The following is a 16,516-nucleotide window of genomic DNA, read 5'->3' on the forward strand; positions in this document are numbered from 1 at the left end:
GAACCCCGCATGACTGCAACCATCACGCCGGACGCCTCCGCCCCCGCGGCGGGGGCGCCCGGCGCGCCCTCCCGTCCCCGCCGCAAGCGTGCTTTCGGCCGGTACCGCATGGCGCCGTTCCTTTTCACGGTCATCACGGCCGCGCTCTTCGCCCTGTTCTTCCTGTGGCCGGGCGTCCTCGGGCTCTCGTACTCGCTCACGGACTTCCGTGGGTGGGGCGACGCCAATTTCGTCGGCCTCGACAATTACGGCGCACTCCTGAGCGACCCGAGCTTCTACGCCGCCCTCGGCCGCACGTTCGTTTTCGCCCTGTTCTCCGTGCCGCTGAGCTACGCGCTCTCGCTCGGCATGGCCGTCGCCATCAACGCGACGCACGCCCGCGGCAAGACGGCCGCGCGCATCATCTTCTTCCTGCCCTGGCTCGTCTCCCCCATCGTCACCGGTGTCATCTGGCGGTGGATGTTCGGAGAGAGCTTCGGCTTCGTGAACTTCGTCATCAGCCTCCTCGGCGGCGATCGGGTGCCGTGGTCCTCCAACGCCGACCTCTCGCTCTTCGTCGTCATCGTGGCGTCGTCGTGGGGCGGTGCGGCCTTCAACATGCTGCTGTTCGTCGCGGCGCTCAACAACGTGCCCCAGTCGTACTACGAGGCAGCCGAGCTCGACGGTGCGAACGGGTGGCAGCGCTTCGTCCACATCACTCTGCCCTCGATCGCCCCGACCTCCGTGCTCGTGGTCCTGCTGTCCACACTGGGGCACATGAAGGAATTCGCGCTGATCCAGTCGCTCAACGGCGGTGGGCCGGGCACGCAGAACCGTTTGATCGTCCAGTACATCTACGAGACCGGCTTCAAGCAGTCCGAGATCGGCTATGCCAGCGCCGCGTCGATGATCCTCCTGGTGATCCTCATGGTCATCGCGATCATCCAGCTGCGCATCAGCCGGAGGAGCAACAACTCATGGTGACCACCTACGCCCTCACCGTCCCCGACGAGAAGAAGCAGGAGCGCTTCGAGCGTCGCCGGCGGGCCAAGAACCTGCGCCGCCGCGCAGTCGTGCCCACCACGATGCTGTGGGTCCTGGCGCTGCTCATGCTGTTCCCACTCGCGTGGTTTCTCCTCTCATCGTTCAAGCCGGGTAGTGAACTCTTCAGCTACCCGCTGTCGTTCTTCCCGAAGGAGTGGACGCTCGGCGGGTACTCCGCGGCCCTGGAGCGCATCGATTTCGCCCGCTACTTCATGAACACCGCGATCGTGGCGACCGTGACGACGGTACTCACCGTCTTCCTCTGCGCGACGACGGGCTACGCACTGGCGAAGTACAAGAACCCCTGGCTGAGCGTCCTGGGATTGTTCATCCTGTCGATGACGATGCTGCCGGGCGAGGTCATCCTCAACCCGATGTTCATCGTGATCCGCGACCTCGGGCTCTACAACCAGCTCGCCGGTGTCATCATCCCTTCGATCGTGACCCCGACCGGCGTGTTCATGTTCCGACAGTTCTTCATCACGATCCCCGACGAGCTGATGCAGGCGGCGCGGATCGACGGCGCGAGCGAGTACGGGATCTTCTTCCGGATCATGCTGCCGCTGGCGCGACCCATCGCGCTGACGCTGGCGATCATGTCGTTCCAGTGGCGCTGGAACGACTACATCTTCCCGCTCATCATCCTCGGCGACCGCGAGCAGTTCACGCTGCAGATCGCCCTCCGCGCACTGGTGGGTGCCGAGAACATCGAGTGGACGATCCTGCTGGCAGCGTCGGTACTGTCGATGATCCCGCTGGTCGCGCTCTACCTGGTGTTCCAGAAGTACGTGACCTCGTCGAACATCAACGCAGGACTCAAGGACTGATGCCCTCGCGGGATCACCTCGTCCTGGAACGCGTCGACCGCTTCAGCGGGGAATACCTCGATCGGGCGGTCGTCGCGGACCGTCGCCCCCTCCAGGTGTCGGCCTGGCAGGTCCCCGACCGCGGGGAGCTGCCGGGCGAACCCGTGTCCGTCGAGCGGATGCGGCGCGACGCCGCCTTCGCCCCCGTCGAGGCCGGACACCGGTGGGGTCGCGCCTGGGGCACGACGTGGTTCACGGTCGAGGGCGAGGTCCCCGCGGAGTGGTCCGCACGGGACGGCCGCATCGAGCTCTCTCTCGACCTGGGCTTCTCTCAGGCCAAACCCGGCTTCCAGTGCGAAGGCCTCGTCCGCACGACCGAGGGTGTCGTGGTCAAGGGCCTCGAACCCCGCAACCACCACGTGCCGGTCGCGAGCGCGCCCGGCGAACGCGTCGTCTTCACGGTCGAGGCCGCCGCCAACCCCGACCTCTCGGGCGGCGACGACTTCAAGAGCCCTCTCGCCTTCGCCCCGACGCCGCTCGGCGACCCGTCGACCGCCGGGCCACAGCCGCTGTACCGTCTCGGTCGGATGGAGGTGCGCCTGGTCGACGAGACCGTCGAGCGCCTCCGCCGCGAGGTCATCGTGCTCGTCGGCCTCGCCCGCGAACTGGTCGACTCCGACCCGCGCCGGGCCCGCATCCTCGACGGTCTCGAGCGGGCGCTGTACGCGCTAGACCCCGACGATCCCGCTCCCGGGGCGGCGGCGGCCCGCGGCATCTTCGCTCCCCTGCTCGCGGCGCCGGCCGCGGCATCCGCTCACCGCATCACCGCGACGGGGCACGCGCACATCGACTCCGCGTGGCTCTGGCCGAGCCGCGAGACGGTGCGCAAAGTCACCCGCACGTTCGCCAACGTGCTCGAACTCATGGACTCCGACCCCGACGCCGTGTTCGTCAGCTCGTCGGCGCAGCACTTCGAGTGGGTGCGGCGCAGCGACCCCGAGCTGTTCGCGCGCGTGACGGCCCGCGTCGCCGAGGGCCGGTTCATCCCGGTCGGCAACATGTGGGTCGAATCCGACGTCAACATGCCGTCGGGCGAATCGCTCGCCCGTCAGCTGCTCGCCGGCACGCGCTTCTTCGAGGAGCACTTCGGCGCCCGCAGCGACGTGGGGTGGCTGCCGGACTCCTTCGGATTCCCCGCCGGCCTGCCGCAGCTGCTGCGCGGCGCGGGCCTCGAGTGGTTCTTCACGCAGAAGATGTGCTGGAACGACGTCGACACGATGCCGCACCACTCCTTCGTGTGGGAGGGACTCGACGGCTCGCGGATCTTCACGCACTTCCCGCCGAACAACACCTACAGCGGCGACATGCGTCCGACCGAGCTGGCGCGGAGCGTCCGCAACTTCGCCGACCACGCCGCGAGCACCCGGTCGCTCATGCCGTTCGGCTTCGGCGACGGCGGCGGCGGCCCGACGCGAGAGATGATGGCCGACGCGCGCCTTCAGGCGGACCTCGAGGGCTCTCCGACCGTCGCGTTCGGCACGCCGCGCGAGTTCTTCGTCGAGGCGGCCTCCGAGCCGGTCGACCCGCCTGTCTGGTCGGGAGAGATGTACCTGCAGTTCCACCGCGGCATCTACACCTCGCAGATGCGCACCAAGCGCGGCAACCGTCGCAACGAGGCCCTGCTCGTCGAAGCGGAGCACTGGAGCGCGGCCGCGACGCTGCGCCGCGGCATCCCGTACCCCGCTGCCGAACTCGAGGAGCTCTGGCGCGAGGTGCTGCTGCTGCAGTTCCACGACATCCTGCCCGGCAGCGCGATCGCGTGGGTGCATCGCGAGGCCGAACGCTCGCACGCCGAGACGACCGAGCGACTGGAGCGGATCATCGCGGATGCCGTGGCCGCGCTCGTCGGTGACGGTTCCACGCGCCTGGTGCTCAACCCCGCCGCCGTCACGGCCGGCGGTGTCGCCGCGGGCGGCGCGGGACCGGCCCCACAGCCTGCCGCCGCGTCGGCCGAAGAGGTCGACGGCGGCTTCCGGCTGCGTTCGGATGCGATCGACGTCCTCGTCGGACCCGACGGCACTCTCCGCAGCGTGCGCGAGCTCGCGACGGGTCGGGAGCTGATCCCCGAGGGGCGACGCGGCGGCCTGTTGCAGCTGCACGTCGACGCTCCCTCGAAGTGGGACGCGTGGGAACTCGACGCCGCCTACCGCCTGTCGACCACCGATGTCGACGGCGGCTCGGCGACGCTGACGGATGACGGCGTGGTCCACGTCGTGCACCCGCTGCCGAACGGCGCCGCCCAGCAGTGGATCGACATCCATCCCGAGGGCGGTGCCGTCCGTATCCGCACCCGCGTCGATTGGCACGAGCGGCACCGACTGCTGAAGCTCGCCTTCCCCGTCGCGGTGCACGCGCAGGATGCCGCGTACGAGACCCAGTTCGGTCACGTACGGCGCCCGCTCCACACCAACACCTCATGGGACGAGGCGCGCTACGAGGTCTGCGCGCATCGCTGGGTGCACGTGGGTGAGCCCGGCACCGGCGCCGCGATCGTCAACGACGGCGTCTACGGCCACGACGCGACGCGGACCACCGACGAGCACGGCACGGTGACGACGGTGCGCCAGTCGCTGCTGCGCGCCCCGACGTTCCCCGACCCCGACGCCGATCAGGGCGTGCACGAGTTCACGTCGGTCTTCGCGCCGGCCGAGACGACGACGGATGCCGCCCACTGGGGCACGCTCGTCGGCTCACCGCTGCGCGAGGTCGCCGGCGCGGAGGCCGTCGCCCCGCTCGTGACGAGCACCGTGCCCGGCATCGTCGTCTCGGCCGTCAAGCTCGCCGCCGACGGCACCGGTGACCTGATCGTGCGGGTGTTCGAACAGCGCGGTGCCCGCACCGGCGGCATCCTCCGGTTCGATCTGCCCGTCGCCTCACTCGAGGTGTGCGACCTCGTCGAGACCCCCGGGCGCGGCCGCGTCGGGGCCGCGCGCCTCGAGGACGAGACCACCGTGAACCTCGATCTGCGCGCCTTCGAGGTCGTCACCCTGCGCGCCCGTCCGCACCGACCGGAGACGTCATGACCCTGCACACGGACACGACACAGTCCGATACGTTCGTCGCCGATGTCATCGCCGCGGCGGATGCCGAGACGGCGGCGCTCCTGCAGGCATCGACGGATGTGTCCACGGCCGGGCTCGGGCCGCACCGCGAGTCGATGCGCCGCGCGAAGCTGCTCGTGGCGGTCTTCCTCGAGCCCGCATCGGCGTTCACCGGGTCCCCCGCCGTCGTCGGTCTCGCCGAGACGTACGCGCGGATCCTGCACGACCTGCAATCGCCGACGGGCCTGTTCCTCGGCGGCGACAACGTCGAATCGCCGCCCGACACGGGCTTCACGATCAACGACGTGGGCGACATCCTCGAACTCGCGCGACGCTCGGGTGACCCCCGACTCGACCGGGTCGCCGAGATCCTCGGCGGCATCGCGGATCGGGCGGCTCCGGCGATGCTCGCAGGCGGCGTCCACACCCCGAACCACCGCTGGGAGCTCAGCGCCGCCCTCGTCCGGCTGCACCGGCACCGCCCCGACGAGCGCCTGACGGCGCGTGCCCGCGAATGGCTGGCCGAGGGCGTCGACATCGACGCCGACGGCCTGTACTCCGAACGCAGCGCAAACTACGCCGTCTACGTCTCGAACCCGTCGCTGCTCGTCATCGCCGACATCCTCGACCTGCCCGAACTGCACGAGGTCGTCGCGCGCAACCTCGAGGCGACGCTCGGATTGATCCACCCCGACGGATCGGTCGAGACCGTGCATTCCCGGCGGCAGGACCAGCGCGAGCCGGTCTTCCCGCTGGCTCCCTACGCCCTGCACTACCGCCACCTCGCCCTCGAGACCGGACGCGGTGACTTCGCGTGGGCGGCGCGGGTCGCGGCATCCGCTCCGGTGATCGATCCGCAGACCGCGCTCGCCGACATGCTGCTGCACCCGGCGCTGCGCGAGGCGCTCCCCTCCGCGGTGCCGCCGGCCACGCGGGTCCGGCACGCCTGGCCGGTCTCGGGACTCGTCGTCGACCGCACGCCCGAGCGCACGCTGGTGGTGTTCGGCGGATCCGACTACGCCGTCGCGCGCCGCATCCGCTCGGGACTCGCGAGCAACCCCACGTTCCTGAGGCTGTTCGGCGGCGACGCCGTGCTCGAGTCCGTGCGCCTGTCGCGTCACTTCTTCGGGTTGGGTCCGTTCCGCGCCGACCGGATGACCGTCGCCGACGACCGTATCGTGCTCGAGGAGCACCTCTCCCCCGCGTACTTCGGGCCGCTGGATGCCGCACGTCGCCGCCCCGACGGGGACTACCGCGTCGTCGACGAGGGGCGCTTCTCCGCCGCGATGTCGTTCGACGAGCGCCCGCGGCACGAGGTGCCGCTCGACACCCGCATCGAGATCGTCCCGATCGAGGACGGCGCCGAGGTGACGGTCGAGACGGACGGTCCGATCTGCGCGTGGAACCTCGAGTTCGCGTTCCGCGCGGGGGGCGCGTTCGAGGGGGTCACCCCTGCCGCCGACGGCACCGTCGTCCTCGGCTCGGGATCGGCGCGGTACCGGGTCGGGGCGGACGCGATCGAGGTGGGTCCGGGGACGGGCTCGTCCGCGGCCGCGGGATACCTGCCCGGCGAGGACTACGACTACCTGGGCGGCACCGATGCACTCGGCGGACCCCGGCTCTATGTGAGCGGTACGACACCCGGCCGCGCGACGGTCACGGTCCGCCGCGTGCGCTGAGTCAGCGGCGTCGGCGGTGCGGCACCGCCACGACGGCGAGCACGGCGCACCCCAAGGCAGCGGGCAGCAGCGGCGGCAGCATCCACGTCAGGATGACGACCAGAGCGACGGCCGCGACGTAGAACGCGAGTCCCCGCACGTCGTCCCGGACGATCCCCGGGATGCTGCGGACCGCTTCTCGCCACCCGGACACCGGTCCCCACGCACCGGCGGCGACGAGCAGCGCGACGGACAGCGCGGCGAGTCCCGCCCATCCGACCGCCTCGACGACGACACCGCCCGGCAGCGTGCCCGTGCGGGCGAGGAGGATGTCGACGCCCAGGACCGCGGCGATCACGACGGCGACCAGTCCGACGACGCTCCCACCCGCGATCCCGGCGCGCACGTCGCGCCAGAACAGCCCGAGTCGGGAGTCCTCCGCCGCAATGAATCGACCGAGATGACGGATGCCGGCGGCCAGCGCCACCGGCAGGGTCACGATGAGGGCGGCCACGAGCAGGACGAGCAGTCCCACCACGAGCACCTCGCCGAACAGCGCGAACTTCGCCGCGGCGCCGGGGAACCGGACCGGCGGACGCTCTTCGAGGACGGGACCGCTCCCCGAACGGTCGGCGCGCACCGCGGCGCGCTCGGCGCGTCGAGCCGATCGGATCCCGGCCACCGTCGTCAGCCCTTCAGGCCCTGGGTCGCGACGCCGTCGACGAGGAAGCGCTGGAACACGAGGAAGAACAGGAGCACCGGCACGAGGGCGAGGAAGGACGCCGTGACCGTGGCACCGAAGTCGCTCGTCGAGGACTGGTCGTTGTAAAGGCGCAGCGCGATCGGGAGCGGGTAGTTCTCGGGGCTCGTGAGGTACAGGAGAGGCCCGAGGAAGTCGTTCCACGACCAGATGAACGCGAAGATCGCGCAGGTGATGAGCGCGGGCTTCACGAGGGGCAGGATGATCGCCCAGAAGATCCGGATGTGACCGGCGCCGTCGATGCGCGCCGCCTCATCCATGTCGCGCGGCATCTGCCGCATGAACTGGACGAGGAGGAACACGAAGAACGCCTCGGTGGCGAGGAACTTCGGCAGGATCAGCGGCCAGAACGTGTCGACCAGACCCAGGTTGTTGAACAGGATGTACTGGGGGATGATCACGACGTGGAACGGCAGCAGCAGCGTGCCGATCATCGCGGCGAACAGGATGCCGAGACCCTTGAACGGGATGCGGGCGAACGCGTAGGCGGCCAGGGCACTCGAGAGCACGGTCCCGACGACCGCGGCGACGGCGAGGACCAGCGAGTTCCAGAAGAACTGGAGCAGTGGCACACCCGCGATGCCCTCGAAGACTTTCGTGTAGTTGTCGAACGACGGCGAGTTCGGGATGAGTCCCGAGTTCTGCCCGAACTCCGAGTTCGGCTTGAGGGTCGAGACCGCGAGCCAGACGAGCGGGTAGAGGACGAGAGCCGTCAATGCGATGAGCACGACGAGCCAGATGACCGTCTGCCACGTCTTGCGCTTCACGCGGCGACGCGGCGGACTGGCGATGACCTGCTGCGCGGCGAAGACGGGGGTGGATGCCGCGCCCGAGGTCGTGGTGACGTTGGAGGTGCTCATCGGTTGTCTCCGGCGTAGTGCACCCAGGAGCGCTGGGTGCGGAAGAGGATGAAGGCGATGATCGCGACGACGATCAGCAGGACCCAGGCGATCGCGGCGGCATAGCCCATCTGGCCATCGGCGAAGCCGCGCTTGTAGAGGTACAGCGTGACGAAGTTCGTCATGCCGGCGGGGCCGCCGGAGCCGTTAGAGATGATGTACGCCGACGCGAAGACCTGGAACGCGCCGATGAGGCCCAGCAGCAGGTTGAAGAAGATGACCGGAGAGAGCATCGGCAGGGTGACGGCACGGAACCGGTGCCACGGACCGGCACCGTCCATCTCCGCCGCCTCGTACAGCTCCTTCGGGACCTGCTTGAGCCCAGCGAGGAAGATGACCATGGTGGCGCCGAACTGCCAGATCGACAGGACGATCATCGCCGGGAGCACGAGGCTCGGGTTGCCGATCCAGCCGCCGAGGTCGATGCCGAAGAACGACAGCGACGAGTCGACCGGACCGTCGGAACCGAACATCGCCCGCCAGACGATCGCGACGGAGACCGAACCGCCGATGAGAGAGGGCGCGTAGAACGCGGAGCGGAAGAACCCGGCGCCCTTGTCGCGGTAGTTCAGCAGCATCGCCACGAGGAGGGCGGCGACCAGAGTGATCGGGGTGCCGACGAAGACGTAGACGAGCGTGATCTGCGCCGACTGGATGAACTGCGGGTCGTTCGTGAACAGGCGGACATAGTTGTCGACGCCGATCCAGCGGGGCGGCTGGAAGATGTTGTACCGCGTGAACGACAGGTACAGCGAATACCCCATCGGGATGATCGTCAATCCGAAGAAGCCGATCAGCCAAGGGAGGAGGAATCCGTAACCGGCGAGGGTTTCCCGGCGGGCACGGGCGCGCTGCGTCGGACGGCCCAACTCTTCGGGGCGTCGGGTGTTCGCGAGGGCGCGACGTCGCTTCTCGCCGGTGACGATGACCCTCGTCGCGGTTGTACTCACGGGCTGCTCCAGGTGTCGGGACGGTCGGAGGGAGAGGGGTGGGGGGGGGGGGGGGGGCCCCCCCCCCCCCCCCCCCCCCCTCCACCGGTCACTGGTTCAGGACGACGTCCATCTCGGTGAAGAACTGCGACACGGCCTCGTCGACGGTGATGGTGCCGAAGTTGAGCTCGACACCGAGCTGACGGAACTTCTCCTCGAGGCTCCCATATCCGACGATCGGAACGGGAGGGGCATCGCCGAGACGGTCGGCGATGGATGCCTCATAGTCCTTGACCTGCTGGCTCAGCGGGTCGAGGTCCGCGGCCGCGAGAGCCGTCTCGGAGGCGGGCAGGCCACGGTTCGTCCCGAAGATCTCGCCCGCCTCGGGCGAGTTGACCAGGAAGTTGACGAGAGTGGCTGCCGCCTCGGGCGCATCGGTGTTCGCCGCGATCGAGTGCAGCATCGAGGGCTTGAGATACAGATCCTTCGCTCCCTCCTCCGTGACCGGCGGGGCCACGAGGCCGAGCTCGGTGTAGCCCTCACCCAGGTTGCCGAGGTAGCCGGCGCCGAAGTTGTCCCACGTGAGTTCGCTCGCGGTCAGGGCCGTGTCGAACCCGCCCAGCGGGAGGGCCTCCTCGACGGTCTGCTGCGGGACGCCGATGCCGTCGCGGATCGACTGACCCTCTTCCCAGAACGCCTTCAGCCGTGCCTCGTCGAAGCCAGGCTCACCCTCCTCGGTGAAGAGCTCGCCTCCCTCCGAGCGCAGCTGCAGTTCGAAGTTCTGGATGCGGCCGGTGTAGTCGCTGCCACCCCAAAACTCGCCACCGCTGGCGTCGGTGATCTCGCTCATCCAGGCGGTGTAGTCGTCCCAGGAACCACCGGCGAACTCGTCGACGCCGGCCTGCTCGAGCAGGACGGGGTTGGTGAAAAGGCCCCACGCGTTCGTGGAGGTCGCGATGCCGTACGTCGTGTCGTTCACGACGCCGATGTCGAGGATGTTCTGCGGCAGGGGGTCTGTCTCGATGATCCCGCCGAGGTAGGGGTCGAGGTCGAGGAGAAGGCCGTTCTCGGAGTACTGCCGCAGGTACGAGTAGTCGAACTGCATGACGTCGGGCAGGTTCTTGCCCGCCGCCTCGGTCTGGCGCTTCTCCCAGAACTCGGGGAAGGTCAGGAAGCTCGAGTTGACCGTGATGTTGGGGTACTTCTCGTTGAACGCCTCGATCGCCTTGTTGTACAGGTCGGCGCGGACGTCGTTGCCCCAGAACGCGAGGTCGATCGACACCTTCTCGTCGGGGTCATAGGTGCCGGCCGGCTCAGGCGACCCGGCGCACCCTGCGAGGGCGATGGCCGAGCCGGTCGCGAGTGCGACGGCGGCGAGCGCGCGCTTACTGATGAACATCTTTGTCCTCTCTCGAACGTCCGTGTTGCGAGTGCTGCTGGACGTCATGGTCCGTGATCTGGCATTCCTGGTGCAGTGGACCTGAGTCCACGGGAAAGCGCTTGCCTCGCACTGTAGTCCGGATTGAAACGTTTTTCAAGGGCAAAACTGTGACCGGTCCCAGGCTACCCGTCGTCTGTGCGGCGTGCAGATCAGGACCGTCTGGACGCCTAGATGACGAATATCTCCCCGTCGCGCACCACGAGCTCCACCCGGAGGACGACGCTGCGCCGCTCGTCGGGGACGCCCGGGTGCGTGAAGAAGTAGAACCACATCCTGTCGTTCTCGCGCACCGGTGCCCCGTGGTGGCCGAGGCCCGAGCCCGGCACGGCCCCAGCGCCGAGAATGACGGCATCCGCCCCACCCTGCCGCTGCCACGCGACGGCATCGGTCGAGCGGTACACCCCCATGCCGCGCCACTCGTCGACGATCATCCACCAGGAGCCGTCGAGCTCGAAAACCGTCGGTCCCTCGTGGGGCCGGCCGCCGATCGCGGTGCCCTCCGACCGCCACGCAGCGAGGTCGTCGGAGACCGCGACCTTCGTCACCGAATCGGCGGCCTCGTCCTTGTACCAGAGCCGCCACCGGCCGTCGGGAATCCGAGCGACCGCAGCATCGATGACGCGGTCGCTGTCGAGGGTGATCCGGCCGATCCGATGCCACCGGGCGAGGTCGGCGGATCGGTACTCGACGATGTGACGGGCGTACCCCGGCCACTGGTCGGGGACCCCGTCGATCTCGGTGAGGTACATCCGCCAGCCGATGCCGTCGTGCGCGACCTCGGGCGCCCAATGGGTACGATCCGTGCTCGCGGGCGGGCCGGCGGCATCCAGGTGCAACCCTGAGAGGGTCGGCTCGAGGGTTCCCGCGTACGACCAGCGGATGCCGTCGGTCGAGCGCGCGACCCCGACGCGACTGCCGTGCACCCAGGCGACGCCCGGACCCGGATCGGGGTGGGTCGCGCGGCGCTGGGTGTAGAACATCCACCAGTCACCGGGACCGGCGATCACGACGAGCGGATCGGTTGCGCCGTCGTAGACGGGGTCGCGGTAGACCTCCCTCACGCGAGACCCGCCTGCGTGAGGTGCAGGTGCGCGTACCGGCCGCCCCGTTCGAGGAGCTCGTCGTGCGATCCGCGTTCGACGATCTCGCCCCGTTCGAGCACGACGATGACGTCGGCCTGGCGCACGGTCGACAGGCGATGGGCGACGACCAGGGTGGTGCGCCCGGTCATGAGGCGACCGAGGGCATCCTTCACGAGCTCCTCCGACTCGGGGTCGAGGGCGCTCGTGGCCTCGTCGAGCAGCAGGATGCGTGGGTCGCGGATGAGCGCGCGGGCGATCGCGAGCCGCTGACGCTGGCCGCCCGAGAGTCGGGCGCCGCGCTCACCCACGACGGTGTCCCAGCCCTGCGGCTGGTCGTGCACGAAGCCCCACGCGTTCGCGTCGCGGAGGGCGCGTTCGATCCGCTCGTCGTCGACCTCGCCGAGCCCGTAGGCGACGTTCTCGCGGATGGTGCCCTCGAAGAGCACCGACTCCTGCGGCACGACCGAGACGAAGCGGCGGACGGTCCGCAGATCGAGTTCCTGCGTGTCCTGCCCGTCGATGAGGATGCGTCCTCCGGTGGGGCGCAGGAACCCGAGGATGAGGTTGAGCATCGTCGACTTGCCCGAGCCCGACGACCCGACGAAGGCGACGGTCGCCCCGGCGGGGACGTGCAGGTCGATGGCGTGCAGCGCATCCTCGGTGGCCCCGGCGTACCGGTGCGACGCGCGGTCGAGGACGAGGTCGCCCTCGACCTCGTCGACCCGGCGCTTGCCGGCGTTCTGTTCGAGATCGGGCTCCTGCAGGACCTCCGCGATCGAGCGCACCGACTCGAGGCCCCGGGCGCCCACCGGGATCAGCATGAGCAGCTGCGTGAGCCCCTGTGTCAGCAGCGTGAAGTAGGTCGAGAGGAGGACGACTTCACCCGGGGTGATCGGCAGGATGCCGGTGAGCGAGAAGATCGCGGCGAGCACGAGGCATCCCACCCCGAGCACCTGCATCGCGACCCACGACACCGACGCGACGTGGCCGTTGAGCATGTCGAGGTGCAGGCCCGCCCGGCGCACGCCGTCGGCGCCGGTCGCGACACGCGTGACGGCGGTCTGCTCGAGCCCATGCGCACGCGTGACGGGAATGAGCGAGGCCATTTCGCCGACGCGCGCCGACAGGGTCTCGACCTCGCGGCGGAACACGGCGTTGCGGGCGTGGGAGCGCTGGCGCATGGCATAGCGGATGCCGAGGGCGATGGGCACGGCGAGCGCGTAGACCGGCAGGAAGGCGGGCACCGCGATCGCCGTCATGCTGATCGCACCGATCATGACCATGGTCGCCGAGAGGAGGGGATGCGTGACCTGCTGCAGCATGAGCTCGACGTTCTCGACATCGCGGACGACCTTGGTCTGCACGATCGAGGAGCTGATGCGTGTGTGGTACCCGATCGACAGGGTCTGCAGCCGTTCGGCAAGGGCGTTGCGGAGATCGGCGCCGGTGTCGCGGACTACGGTCATGAAGTTGCGCGTGTAGAGGATGTGGTTCGGGTAGTTCTGCAGGAGCAGGACGGCGGCGACGACGAACCACCAGATGACGTCCGACACAGCGCCGCGCCCCGCGACGATGTCGATGACCGCGGCCGTGATCACCGGGAGGAACCACAGCGGGATCTCCTTCGCCGCGAACGCCAGGACCGCGACGATCATGCGACCGGGCCGACGGGCGAGCAGGCGCAGCACGGAACGGGCCGGGCGGGCACCGTCGACGAGGCCGGTCAAATCGGAAAGCGTTTTCCGTGACATGTGTCCATCGTACGGGCGAGGGTGCGGGGCGGGAAGCCCCAGGGCTCCGAACCGACCCGCCAGGTCTATCGTGGACGCGATGACCACGCCCGGCCCCGCGCACGACCCGCACGGCGAACTCCCGATCGACGGCGACACGATCGGCGGGGTGCGTCCGGTCCACCTCTCACCGGCGTCCATCGCGCTCGTGCTCGTCGGCGGGACCGTCGGGACGGCAGCCCGCGAGGCGCTCTCGCTCGCGATTCCTCCGCTCGGCGGCATCCCGGTCGCGATCTTCGCGATCAACGTCGTCGGAGCGTTCTTCCTCGGCGTGCTGCTCGAGGCCCTCGCGAACCGCGGCCCCGACGTCGGTCGCCGTCGGACGCTGCGCCTGCTGCTCGGCACGGGGTTCGCGGGCGGGTTCACGACGTACAGCGCGCTCGCGGTCGACACGGGACTGCTCCTGACGGGCGGCGACGCACTGGGCGGCATCCTCTACGGCCTCGGCACGGTCGCCGTCGGAGCCCTCGCGACGGTCGGCGGTATCACCCTCGCAGGGACCCGTCGGGAGGCGGCGGCGCGATGACGCCCCTCCTCTTCGTCGCACTGTCGCTCGCGGGCGGGGTCGGCGCGGCGCTTCGCCTGGTCGTCGACGGCGCCGTGAAGGCGCGCGTGCGCACGGCGATGCCCGTCGGCACTCTGCTCATCAACGTGTCGGGCTCGCTCGTGCTGGGGTTCGTGACGCAGCTCGCGCTCGGCGGCACCCTCGACGACGCCTGGCGACTCGTCATCGGAACGGGCCTGTGCGGCGGCTTCACGACGTTCAGCACCGCGAGCTTCGAGACCGTCCGCCTCGTGCAACAGCGTCGGTTCGCGCTCGCCTGGATGAACGCGGTCGGGATGCTGGTGCTCGCCGTCGCCGCAGGGCTGCTCGGCGTGGCTCTGGCGCGCGCGCTGACCGGCTGAGAAGGGCGGATGTCGCCGCGGAACAACTCAGGGAAAGCGCTTGCTGGCATACTCGAAGGAGCCGACGAAGGAGTCCCCGTGACTGTCCCCCGACGAACCCGCATCGTCCTCGCCGGAGCCCAGGGCTTCGGCACCGTCCACCTCGAGAACCTGCGTCGCCTCGGCGAGCGCGTCGAACTCGTCGCCGTCGCCGACCCGACCCCCGTGCCGCCCGAGAACCTGCCCGCCGGTACGCAGGCGTTCGCCTCGCTGGCCGATGCCCTCGATGCCGTCGACGACGTCCACGTCGTCATCGTCGCGACGCCGCTGCACACCCACGCCGCCCTCGCCGGTCTCGTCGTCTCGCGCGGCATCGACCTGTACCTCGAGAAGCCGCCGGTGCTGTCGTCCGCCGATCTCGCCGTGCTCGCGGACGCCGCATCCGCATCCGGCGCGCGGGTGCAGGTAGGGTTCCAGAGCCTCGGATCGCTCGCCATCCCCGCCCTCATCGCCGACGATTTCGGTCTCGGACCGATCCAGGCGATCGGCGCCGTCGGCCTCTGGTGCCGCGACCGGGCGTACTGGTCGCGCAGCCGCTGGGCGGGCCACCGCATCCTCGACGGCTTCCCCGTGCTCGACGGTGTCGTCGCCAACCCGCTCGCCCACGCGACGGCCACCGCCCTCGCGGTCGCGCAGTCGACCGCCGCGTCGGACGTGAGCCAGGTCACCGCCGACCTGTACCGCGCGAACGCCATCCAAGGCGACGACACGAGCGTCATCCGCCTGTCGACCGGCCGCGGTGTGCGCGTCACCTCGGCTCTGACGCTGTGCGCCGAAGAGGACGAGGACCCGTACGTCCTCATCCGCGGCACCCGCGGGTCGGCGAAGTTCTTCTACACCGAGGACGTCGTCGAGACGGCCGATCGCCGCGTCGAGTTCGGCCGGATCGACCTCGTCGAGAACCTGCTCGACCACCGCGACCACGGCACGCCGCTGCTCGCCCCGCTGCACGAGACCGGGGCTTTCGTCCGCGTGATGGATGCCGTCGCCGACACCGAACCCGTCGCGATCGACGCGGCGCACGTCAGCTGGAACGACAGCGGCCCCTCCCCGCGCATCGTGCTCGCCGGCGTCCGCGACGCGGTCGAGCGCGCGGTCGACGCGGAGGCGACCTTCGCGGAGCTGCATCTGCCGTGGGCGGCGAAGACCGAGCCCGCCGTGCTGGCCGACCTTGCCGCGTCGGACGACGCCCCGCATCCGGTCGCCGTACTCGTCGACGGAACAGACGTCACCCGCTCCTCGAGCCCGCGACCGTACCTGCACCCCGTGCGCACCCCCGGCGGCGTCGTCGTCTCGGACACGCACCCCGCCGACCACGACTGGCACCTCGGCATCAGCGTCACGCTGCAGGACGTCTCGGGCGTGAACTTCTGGGGCGGCCGCACCTACACCCCCGGGCGCGACTACGTCTGGCGCGACGACCACGGGCGCATCGTCGCGACGAGGGTCGAGGGGGCGGCATCCGCTCTCGAGGCCGAGTTCGCCTGGATCGGTCGCGACGGCGCGCACATGCTGACTGAGTGCCGGCGGATGACGGTGGCCGAGGCCGGCCCCGGCGCGACCACGATCGACCTGTCGTTCGAGCTCGCCTCGCGGGCTGCGACCCTGCACCTCGGCGGCCCGGGCAGCAACGGCCGCGTCGGCGGCGGGTACGGCGGGCTCTCATGGCGCCTGCCCTCCGCGACGGAGGTCGATGTGCGTACCGCGTCGGCGCGCGGAGAGGACGCGGTGCATGGCACCGTCGCGCCCTGGCTCGCGTGGTCGGCCGAGTTCGAGGGCGGCTCCGCGACGGTCGCGATGGCGCCGCTCGACGACGACTCGGCAGCAGACCCGTGGTTCGTGCGCGTCGCCGGGTACCCCGGGATCGGGGCCGCACTCGCCTGGGACCGAGCGGTCACGCTGACCCCCGGCATCCCCGTGTCGCGGTCGTACCGCCTGCTGGTGGCCGACGGCCGCCTGTCGGACGACGAGGTCGTCGCCGCGCTGCGGCTCGGCTGACGCGCGGGGGACGTGCTCCTGCGCCGTAACACCGCATCTCCGTCCACATCATGTGTTGCGGACCAGACCACACGATACGGACGA

At 69.9% G+C, this 16,516-nt stretch carries 13 protein-coding genes; 7 read left to right on the plus strand and 6 right to left on the minus strand.

Annotation, left to right across the window (positions count from 1 at the left end):
• Nucleotides 1-9 precede the first annotated feature (9 nt).
• The 4 genes from ACIGEP_RS09025 to ACIGEP_RS09040 are packed head-to-tail and all read left to right on the plus strand — an operon-like array spanning nt 10 to nt 6,609.
• Entirely contained in the window at nt 10-963 is a 954-nt protein-coding gene (locus ACIGEP_RS09025) for a carbohydrate ABC transporter permease (RefSeq protein ID WP_396661289.1), read from the plus strand.
• A complete protein-coding gene (locus ACIGEP_RS09030) occupies nt 957-1,850 on the plus strand; it encodes a carbohydrate ABC transporter permease (protein WP_396661290.1) in 894 nt (297 codons plus the stop codon). The genes ACIGEP_RS09025 and ACIGEP_RS09030 overlap by 7 nt, the downstream gene beginning before the upstream one ends.
• The gene (locus ACIGEP_RS09035) at nt 1,850-4,912 is read left to right on the plus strand and encodes an alpha-mannosidase (protein ID WP_396661291.1); all 3,063 of its coding nucleotides are present in this window, start codon (nt 1,850-1,852) and stop codon (nt 4,910-4,912) included. The genes ACIGEP_RS09030 and ACIGEP_RS09035 overlap by 1 nt, the downstream gene beginning before the upstream one ends.
• A complete protein-coding gene (locus tag ACIGEP_RS09040; RefSeq protein WP_396661292.1) occupies nt 4,909-6,609 on the plus strand; it encodes a hypothetical protein in 1,701 nt (566 codons plus the stop codon). The genes ACIGEP_RS09035 and ACIGEP_RS09040 overlap by 4 nt, the downstream gene beginning before the upstream one ends.
• Nucleotide 6,610: 1 nt before the next feature.
• Here ACIGEP_RS09040 and ACIGEP_RS09045 read toward each other — a convergent pair whose 3' ends face one another.
• The 6 genes from ACIGEP_RS09045 to ACIGEP_RS09070 all read right to left on the minus strand — a co-directional run bounded on the left by ACIGEP_RS09045 (nt 6,611) and on the right by ACIGEP_RS09070 (nt 13,450).
• Entirely contained in the window at nt 6,611-7,270 is a 660-nt protein-coding gene (locus ACIGEP_RS09045) for a hypothetical protein (protein ID WP_396661293.1), read from the minus strand.
• A 5-nt stretch (nt 7,271-7,275) separates the two neighbouring features.
• Entirely contained in the window at nt 7,276-8,208 is a 933-nt protein-coding gene (locus tag ACIGEP_RS09050; protein ID WP_396661294.1) for a carbohydrate ABC transporter permease, read from the minus strand.
• A complete protein-coding gene (locus ACIGEP_RS09055) occupies nt 8,205-9,197 on the minus strand; it encodes a carbohydrate ABC transporter permease (protein WP_396661295.1) in 993 nt (330 codons plus the stop codon). The genes ACIGEP_RS09050 and ACIGEP_RS09055 overlap by 4 nt, the downstream gene beginning before the upstream one ends.
• Nucleotides 9,198-9,285: 88 nt before the next feature.
• Nucleotides 9,286-10,575 carry an ABC transporter substrate-binding protein gene (locus tag ACIGEP_RS09060; RefSeq protein ID WP_396661296.1) on the minus strand — a complete coding sequence of 430 codons (1,290 nt, stop codon included), beginning with the start codon at nt 10,573-10,575 and terminating at the stop codon, nt 9,286-9,288.
• 209 nt (nt 10,576-10,784) lie between these two features.
• Entirely contained in the window at nt 10,785-11,678 is an 894-nt protein-coding gene (locus ACIGEP_RS09065; protein WP_396661297.1) for a hypothetical protein, read from the minus strand.
• Nucleotides 11,675-13,450: an ABC transporter ATP-binding protein gene (locus ACIGEP_RS09070; protein WP_396661298.1), complete on the minus strand. Its 1,776-nt coding sequence runs from the start codon at nt 13,448-13,450 to the stop codon at nt 11,675-11,677. The genes ACIGEP_RS09065 and ACIGEP_RS09070 overlap by 4 nt, the downstream gene beginning before the upstream one ends.
• A gap of 79 nt (nt 13,451-13,529) precedes the next feature.
• On the opposite strand from ACIGEP_RS09070, the gene ACIGEP_RS09075 reads away from it, so the two are divergent.
• From ACIGEP_RS09075 to ACIGEP_RS09085, 3 genes are all read left to right on the plus strand, one after another.
• Complete coding sequence (locus tag ACIGEP_RS09075) at nt 13,530-14,015, plus strand: fluoride efflux transporter FluC (protein ID WP_396661299.1); 486 nt, start codon at nt 13,530-13,532, stop codon at nt 14,013-14,015.
• Nucleotides 14,012-14,395, plus strand: coding sequence for a fluoride efflux transporter CrcB (crcB, locus tag ACIGEP_RS09080; protein WP_396661300.1), 384 nt, complete (start codon nt 14,012-14,014; stop codon nt 14,393-14,395). The genes ACIGEP_RS09075 and crcB overlap by 4 nt, the downstream gene beginning before the upstream one ends.
• Nucleotides 14,396-14,473: 78 nt before the next feature.
• Nucleotides 14,474-16,432, plus strand: coding sequence for a DUF6807 family protein (locus ACIGEP_RS09085; RefSeq protein ID WP_396661301.1), 1,959 nt, complete (start codon nt 14,474-14,476; stop codon nt 16,430-16,432).
• Nucleotides 16,433-16,516 lie beyond the last annotated feature (84 nt).

The sequence above is a fragment of the Microbacterium sp. NPDC077663 genome (genome assembly GCF_044542795.1).
Taxonomy (GTDB): domain Bacteria; phylum Actinomycetota; class Actinomycetes; order Actinomycetales; family Microbacteriaceae; genus Microbacterium.